Here is a 1,106-nt window from a genome sequence, read left to right on the forward strand (position 1 = left end):
GAAACGCTGGACGAAATCAAGAAGTCGCTGCCGAAAACCGCTGCCAAGCCGGCGCCGAAGCCTAGTTCCGCAAGTAAGTCCAGCACTTCTCAAGCAGCCTCGCAGAAGAAGCCACAACCGCAACCCCAGCGTCAGGTTCAGAAGTCTCAGGCTGGATCGGGCCAGCAGAAAAATTCGCCTGCCAGCATGTCGCTCAAGGCCGTGCTCGAAGGTCGAGCGTGGTTCGTGACGAAGGGAGGGGAGAGCATCAGCGTTTCCGTTGGCGACACGATCCCAGGAGTTGGCTCCGTGCAGCGCATTGATCCAGACCAAGGGCAAGTGATCATGTCCAACGGCGTCGTCTACCGCTGAGGCCGCTGAGATGATCGACGCCTCGACGATGCTGGCCAGCTTCGCCCAGCAGTTCCCCGGACTGGAGGATCTGTTGAACGCGGTTGTGGCTTTGCTGGGCCTAGTACTGACTGGCAACGCAGTTTTTAAAGCAATCCAAGTTGATAAGACGGGTGGCCAGGGTATGACCTGGACCACGCCGATTATGTATTTCTTCTGCGGCGTGGCACTTTTCAACTTCGCGGCAAGTATTGACACCGCTTTGGACTCATTTTGGGGTGGCTCGGTATCGGTGAAGAACCTCATGAGCTATCAAGGCTCGGCAAATATGCCGGCTCAAACTTCAGAGTTGATTGGGGTCATTGTTCTTTGCCTCCGGTTCTACGGATACATCACCTATGCCCGAGGCTGGATGAGTATGCGGCGGATTGGAAGTGGTCAGAACGGAAGTGATGAGGTTTTCAAAAAATCGTTTATCCGATTAGTGGCTGGTGTAGCGCTAATCAACATCGTCGGTACAGTAAATATGTTCTCTGAGACCTTCGGTTTCGGGGAAGTTCTATAGAGAAAGGAGACCATCCTATGAAAGTAATGAGTACGCTGCGCGGTTTTTGGAACAAGGCGAAAGTTTGTTTTTACTCTACCAGCGCAATGGCGATGCTGGCCTTTACCGAGCTTGCTCACGGCGAGGGTGTAGGTGCAATCGGTCGTCGCGCAGCCACTGAAGCTGACGGCCTGGGGGTGGGAGCGCAGGCTTTGTTCGCGCTGGGTGGTTT

2 protein-coding genes and 1 pseudogene are annotated in these 1,106 nt (G+C 54.6%); all 3 read left to right on the forward strand.

What is annotated here, in order from left to right:
• A pseudogene (locus ACZ4Z4_RS38315) lies at positions 1-351 on the forward strand (hypothetical protein); the annotation flags it as partial.
• Positions 352-361: 10 nt separating this feature from the next.
• Positions 362-895, forward strand: coding sequence for a hypothetical protein (locus tag ACZ4Z4_RS38320; RefSeq protein ID WP_009684347.1), 534 nt, complete (start codon positions 362-364; stop codon positions 893-895).
• 17 nt (positions 896-912) lie between these two features.
• On the forward strand, positions 913-1,106 hold a 194-nt coding region (locus ACZ4Z4_RS38325; protein ID WP_468338544.1), incomplete at its 3' end, for a hypothetical protein.

The organism is Streptomyces sp. NPDC030245, assembly GCF_055572995.1.

Coding starts and splice junctions, on each gene's coding strand:
- ACZ4Z4_RS38320 (WP_009684347.1), top strand. CDS start 362: ATGATCGACGCCTCGACGATGCTGGCCAGCTTCGCCCAGCAGTTCCCC.